Source organism: Actinoalloteichus spitiensis RMV-1378, assembly GCF_000239155.1.
GTDB lineage: Bacteria > Actinomycetota > Actinomycetes > Mycobacteriales > Pseudonocardiaceae > Actinoalloteichus_B > Actinoalloteichus_B spitiensis.
This window is the reverse complement of sequence record NZ_AGVX02000713.1, coordinates 1-6066: the sequence shown is the minus strand read 5'-3', so window position 1 is coordinate 6066 and position 6066 is coordinate 1. Positions and strand designations below refer to the sequence as shown.

The 6066-nt window shown below is 74.4% G+C and carries 6 protein-coding genes and 1 pseudogene; all 7 read right to left on the bottom strand.

The annotated features are described in order from the left end of the window. On the bottom strand, positions 1-542 hold a 542-nt coding region (locus ACTIDRAF_RS0224420; RefSeq protein ID WP_039789395.1), incomplete at its 3' end, for a sirohydrochlorin chelatase. Between the two features lie 46 nt (positions 543-588). After that, entirely contained in the window at positions 589-1479 is an 891-nt protein-coding gene (locus tag ACTIDRAF_RS0224415; RefSeq protein WP_016701298.1) for an ABC transporter permease, read from the bottom strand. Then, on the bottom strand, positions 1466-2296 hold the full coding sequence (locus ACTIDRAF_RS0224410) for an ABC transporter ATP-binding protein (protein ID WP_016701297.1): 831 nt from the start codon (positions 2294-2296) through the stop codon (positions 1466-1468). The genes ACTIDRAF_RS0224415 and ACTIDRAF_RS0224410 overlap by 14 nt, the downstream gene beginning before the upstream one ends. A gap of 117 nt (positions 2297-2413) precedes the next feature. Continuing rightward, positions 2414-3502: an ABC transporter substrate-binding protein gene (locus ACTIDRAF_RS0224405; RefSeq protein WP_016701296.1), complete on the bottom strand. Its 1089-nt coding sequence runs from the start codon at positions 3500-3502 to the stop codon at positions 2414-2416. 29 nt (positions 3503-3531) lie between these two features. Further along, complete coding sequence (locus ACTIDRAF_RS0224400) at positions 3532-4884, bottom strand: sulfate adenylyltransferase subunit 1 (protein WP_016701295.1); 1353 nt, start codon at positions 4882-4884, stop codon at positions 3532-3534. Then, complete coding sequence (gene cysD / locus ACTIDRAF_RS0224395) at positions 4884-5864, bottom strand: sulfate adenylyltransferase subunit CysD (protein WP_016701294.1); 981 nt, start codon at positions 5862-5864, stop codon at positions 4884-4886. The genes ACTIDRAF_RS0224400 and cysD overlap by 1 nt, the downstream gene beginning before the upstream one ends. Before the next feature lie 98 nt (positions 5865-5962). Further along, positions 5963-6066, bottom strand: a pseudogene (locus tag ACTIDRAF_RS35185) (phosphoadenylyl-sulfate reductase); the annotation flags it as partial.

Below are 6066 nucleotides of genomic sequence, written 5' to 3'. Positions count from 1 at the left end.
CGGGCCCCGGCCGCCCGGAGGCGGTCCACCGCCACGTCGACCGACGGTTCGGCGGCGGCCGCGAAGGCGGGTTCCACGCCGGCCCACCCACCCGAAGAGGCCCACCGGCCCGCGACGTCCCGGACCAGGGCGTTCGCCGGTTCATGCGCGGAGCCGGCCGCGGCGAGCACGATCCCGGTGCCCGGGTCGCGCGGACTCACCTCGGCTTCGGCCAGTCGGCGCAGCACCGAGGACTCCAACACCGGATCGGGGCCGAGGACGTCGGCGATGCGGATGTCCACCTCCGGCCTGCCCCGGCGGACGGCGTCGACCGAGCCGGGCACGTCCACCCCGGCGTGGTAGGCGTGGGACAGCAGCAGCGGCACCACCGTGACCGGCCCGTCCACCCTCGACAGCACGTCCCCGAAGCGGGGCGCGGAAAGCTCCAGGAAGGACAGCTGGACCTCCAGGTCCGGGCGCAGTGCCCTGACCACGTCCACCAACGTGGAGATCGTCGCGGCAGAGCGGGGATCACGACTGCCGTGAGCGACAGCGAGCAACATCGGGCACCACCTCAGCACGTCCTCGTGTCGGAACCGGCCCGCCGGTTCACAGCGCCCCGGCCAGGCCGCGACCTCGTAGCACCCGCCGCTCCACCGGTCGGAAGACGAGCAGTTCAATGCTGATCCCGACGAGGAGGATGAGCAAGATGGCTGCGATCACACCGGACATGCTGTTCAGGGCCCTCGCCTGGTCCAGGGTCTGCCCCAGGCCCACCCCCAGCTGGGGGGAGTTCGCGATGAGCTCGGCCGCCATCAGCGAACGCCAGGAGAACGCCCAACCCTGCTTGCAGCCGGCCAGGTAACCGGGCAGCGCGGCGGGGAGCAGCACCAGGCGGGCGCTCGTGAACGGCCCGGCGCCCACCGCCCGGCCCACCCTGGTCAACAGGGGAGGGACCTGGTCCACCCCGGACATGAGCCCGTTCATGATCGAGGGCACCGACCCCAACAGCACCACCGCGTAGATGGTCGCCGGGGTCAGCCCGAACCACAGGATCGCTGCGGGGACCCAGGCCACCGACGGGAGGCTCTGGAGCCCCGTGACGAGGGGGCCGACGGCGTTGCGCAGGAGGGGAAGCCTCGCCACCAACAGCCCCAGCGGAGTGGCGATGATCACGGCGGTGAGGAACCCGAGAATCGCGCGGTGCACCGAGACCCACAGCACACTCCAGATCTCACCGCCGCGCACCAGGTCGCCCACGTGCTCGCCGACCGCGGCGGGGGCGGGGAGCTTGAACTCGGGCCAGATCGCGGCCGCCCACAGGGCCTGCCACACCGCGACCACGGCGAGGACGGCCACCACCGGCGGCACCACCCGGGTGAGGGCCGCCCGCCACCAGGGCGTGCCCCGCTCCACCGGGGTGTCCAGCGCGTCGAGGCCAGCGGCCACGTCGGCCAGACCGTCGGGTTCGACGCGGGAGCCGGTCTCAGTGCCTGCCATGGCTGGAGATCACCTCCCGGAGGGCCGCCGTGATCTCCTCGGTGACCTCGGCCCCGGCCGCCCCGGTCGGACCGGCCGTGCCCCCGCCGTCGCCGGGGCGGAGCCTCCACTCGCCCACCACCCGGCCCGGGCGGGAGGACAGCAGGACGACCCGTTCGGCCAGGCGCACCGCCTCCCGCACGTCGTGGGTCACGAACACGACCGCCGTCCCCGTCGCCCGCCACACCCGCAGCAGCTCGGCCTGGAGGATGTCCCGGGTGATGGCGTCCAACGCCCCGAACGGTTCGTCCATCAGCAGCAGCGGCAGACCGGTCGCGCCGGTCCTGGTGCAGGCCAGTGCCCTGGCCAGCGCCACCCGTTGCCGCATGCCCCCCGAGAGCTGGTGCGGCCGGCGGGAGCCCTGGCCGCCGAGCCGGACCAGGTCGAGCAGTTCCTCCGCCACCGCGCGCCGTTCGGCGCGGCCGAGGCCCGCCACCCGGAGCGGCAGCTCGACGTTGCGCCGGGCGCTCAACCAGGGCATCAGGCCCGGCTCCTGGAACATGACGGCGGGGCGGCCCGTGGCCACGTCCACCGACCCCGTCGTGGGCTCGTCCAGCCCGGCCACCAGGTTCAGCAGCGTGCTCTTCCCACAGCCGGAGGCGCCCAGGAGGCAGACGAACTCGCCCGCCCGCACCGCCAGGTCGACGCCGTCGAGCGCGACGACGGCGCGTGGTCCCACTCCGAAGGACCTGGAGACGCCGCGCAGGCGGACGGCGAACTCCCGCTCGGGGACGTCGGCGTCCTGGGGGGAGGTCGTGGCGTCGGTGACGGCGGTCATGGGGTCTGCCCTCCTGCCCGGCCCCCGGCCCGCACCGGGGAGGTGTCGCGTCTGTCTCGGGTCGCGGTCGGCTGGTGGTGCGTGCACTCGGCGCCCACTGGCCACCGGCGCGGCTGGTCATCCCTCGCCCAGCCCGGCGTCGTCCACCGGAGGGCGGCCGGCCTCGGCGAGTACGGCGTTGAGCGGGCCGACGTCGACCAGGCCCTGGAGGTCGGGGACCGCCGAGCTCAACCCGGCGGCGACCGCGTCCTCGGCCAGCCGGGGGAACGTCGCGGCGAGCGGGTCGAGGTCCAGGTCGATGTTCTCGAAGGCCCGGTCGAGCACGGCCTGGTCCAGCGGCGCGCCGGCCAGGCGGTCCAACTCCGCGTTGACCACGCCCTTGGCCCGGTCCAGGTCCTCCTCCACCCAGTCGGTGCTCCGCAGCAGACCCCGCACCAGGGCCTCGACGGTCTCCGGGTGCTCCCGCAGGTACTGGGTGCGGACGACGAGCACGGTGGTGGGGAAGGCACCGTCGTCCCACCGGTCCCGTTCGTCGACGAGGACCTCGGCGTCGGCCTCCACGACCAGGCGGGAGGCCCACGGCTCGGGGAGCCAGCCCCCGGCCACCGCACCCTCCCGGAACAGGGTCAGCGTGTCCGGGTTCCTGATGTTCTGCACGGCCACCCGGTCGGGACCGTCCCCGCTGGGCAGGTCGAGATCGACCAACCACTTCCTGGCGGCCACGTCCTGGGTGTTGGCCAGCTGGGGGGTGGCCACCGATTCGCCGAGCAGGTCCTCCGGTCTGTCGATGTCGGAGCGCACCACCAGCTGCGCCCCACCGGAGGTGGCCCCGGCGATCAGGCGGGTGTGGGCGCCACCGGACTCCTGGAAGGCGGTGAGGGCGGGGTTGGAACCGAGGAAGGTGGCGTCGAGCGAGGCGCCGAGCAACGCGCCGACCGCGTCCGGGCCGGCGTTGAAGGTCTGCGTGACCAGCTCGGTGTCACCGAGTTCCTCCGCGAAGAGACCCTCGCTGACGCCGGCGACCGCCGCCGCGTGGGTCACGTTGGGGAAGTAGCCGAGGCGCAGCTCGGCGGCGGGCCCCAGGTCCGCCGGGCCGGCCGCCTCGTCCGCCCGGTCAGCGCGGCTGCACGCGGTCGCGGCCAGGAGCAGCGCGGCGCCGACCGCGACGGCGCGGGCGGGGCCTGTGCGCACGGGAGTGCCGATCATGCTCGTTCTCGTTCCTCTCCGGGGCGCGGTCAGGTGCCGTGGCCGAGTGCGCCCGGCGGCGGCCCGGCGGGTCCGTCGCCGTCGGGGAGCACCGGCAGGGGGCGGCCGACGAGGCCGGCCGCGGCGGTCGTGCCGTCGGCGGGGTCGATCAGCAGGAACGCCCCGGTGCGCCGGGAGACGGCGTACTCGTCGACGGGCAGCGCCTGGGCACAGCGGATCCGCACCCGCCCGATGTCGTTGAGCTCCAGCAGGTCCGGGGCGGGCGACGCCCCCAACCGCTGTTCGTCGAAGCGGGCGGCGAGTTCGGTGACGACCCCCGGCACGGTGCGGGTGCCGTGCTTGACCAGGAGCCGGGCGCCGGGACGCAGTGGGCGGTCGGCCAACCAGCACAGCGCGGCGTCGAGCTCCTCCCTGGGGGTGGGGGCCGCCGACGCGCCGGCGATCAGGTCGCCCCGTCCGATGTCGAGGTCGTCGCGCAGCACGAGGGTCACCGACTGGCCCGGCACCGCGTGCGGCAGCGGTCCGTCGGCCGTGTCGATGCGCGCCACCTCGGTGGCCAGTCCGGCGGGTGCGACGGTGACCGGGTCACCAGGTCGGACCACCCCGGAGGCCACCTGCCCGGCGTAGCCCCGGTAGTCGGGGTGCGCCGGGGTTCGCGGTCGGATCACGTACTGCACGGGGAAGCGGAACGGCCCGTCCCCGGGGTCGTTCGCCACCGGAGTGGTCTCCAGCAGCTCCAGCAACGTCGGTCCCGCGTACCAGGGCGTCGCCGCCGAGGGCCGTGCCACGTTGTCGCCGACCAACGCCGACACCGGGACCGTCCGCACCCGGTCGGCCGGGTACCCCAGCGCCGAGGCGTGGGTGGCGAACTCCTTGGCGATGGACTCGTGGACCTCCTGGTCGTAGCCGACGAGGTCGATCTTGTTGACCGCGAGGACGAGGTGGGGGACACCGAGCAGGGCGGCCACGGCGGCGTGCCGACGCGTCTGTTCCAGCAGCCCCCGCCTCGCGTCGACGAGGAGCACCGCCAGCTGCGCGGTCGACATCCCGGTCACGGTGTTGCGGGTGTACTGCACGTGGCCAGGAGTGTCGGCCAGGACGAAGGTGCGGCGGGGCGTGGCGAAGTACCGGTAGGCGACGTCGATGGTGATGCCCTGCTCCCGCTCGGCGCGGAGGCCGTCGACCAGCAGGGACAGGTCCGGTGCCGCGAGGCCCCGGTCCGCGCTGGCGCGGGTGACGGCGTCCAGCTGGTCGGCCAGGACCGACTTCGTGTCGTGCAGCAGCCGACCCACCAGTGTGGACTTGCCGTCGTCCACGCTGCCCGCGGTGGCGAGGCGGAGCAGGCGGGCGGGGGTGTCGTCGCCGTGTCGCGCACCGACCATCAGAAGTAGCCCTCTCTCTTGCGGTCCTCCATGGCGGCTTCGGAGAGCCGGTCGTCGGCGCGGGTAGCCCCGCGTTCGGTCAACCGGCTGGCCGCGACCTCGTCGATCACCTCGTCGACCGTCGCGGCGGTGGACTCCACGGCCCCCGTGCAGGAACCGTCGCCGACGGTGCGGTACCGGACGGTGGTGCGGCGGACGGTCTCGCCGTCCCGGGGGCCACCCCACGGCCCGCTGGTCAGCAGCATCCCGTCGCGGGCGAAGACCTCCCGCTCGTGGGCGAAGTAGAGGGAGGGCAGCGGCACGCCCTCCCGCGCGATGTAGGTCCAGACGTCGAGTTCGGTCCAGTTCGACAGCGGGAACACCCGGACGTGCTCCCCGGGCTGGTGGCGGCCGTTGTACAGGTTCCACAGCTCCGGTCGCTGCCGGCGGGGCTCCCACTGGCCGAAGGCGTTGCGCAGGCTGAAGACCCGTTCCTTGGCCCTGGCCCGTTCCTCGTCCCGGCGGCCTCCGCCGAAGACCGCGTCGAAGCGGTGCTCGGCGATGCTGTCCAGCAGTGGCACCGTCTGGAGCGGGTTGCGGGTGCCGTCGGGGCGTTCGGCCAGCCGCCCGTCGGCCAGCCAGTGTTCGACCTCGGCGACGAGCAGCCGCAGGCCGTACTCGGCGACCAGGCTGTCCCGGAACTCGATGACCTCGGGGAAGTTGTGCCCGGTGTCGACGTGCAGCAGGGGGAAGGGCACCGGAGCCGGCCAGAACGCCTTCACCGCCAACCAGACGAGCAGGGTGGAGTCCTTCCCGCCCGAGAAGAGGATCACCGGGCGGTCGAACTCACCGGCGGCCTCCCGGAGGACGTGGATCGCCTCCGACTCGAGGGCGTCCAGCGTGGACAGCGGGGCGGCGTCGGAACGCGCGGGCGGGGAGCCGGGGTGCCCCGGCGGGTTCGGGGAGTGCTGGGGTGGGGTGTGCGGCGTGATGTTGCCCATCGGCGCCTCTCTCGCGGCGGATCGGTGGCGGTGGTCGGGGGCGGCCCGGGGGAGCGGAGGTTCACCCGCCCCGCGACCGGGCCGGGGTGGGACGGTGGTCAGCCGTGCAGCCCGCACTCCGTCTTCAGGCGGCCGGCCCACCGACCGCTGCGCGGGTCGGAGCCGGGTGCGGGCCGGCTCGTGCAGGGCTGGCAGCCGATGG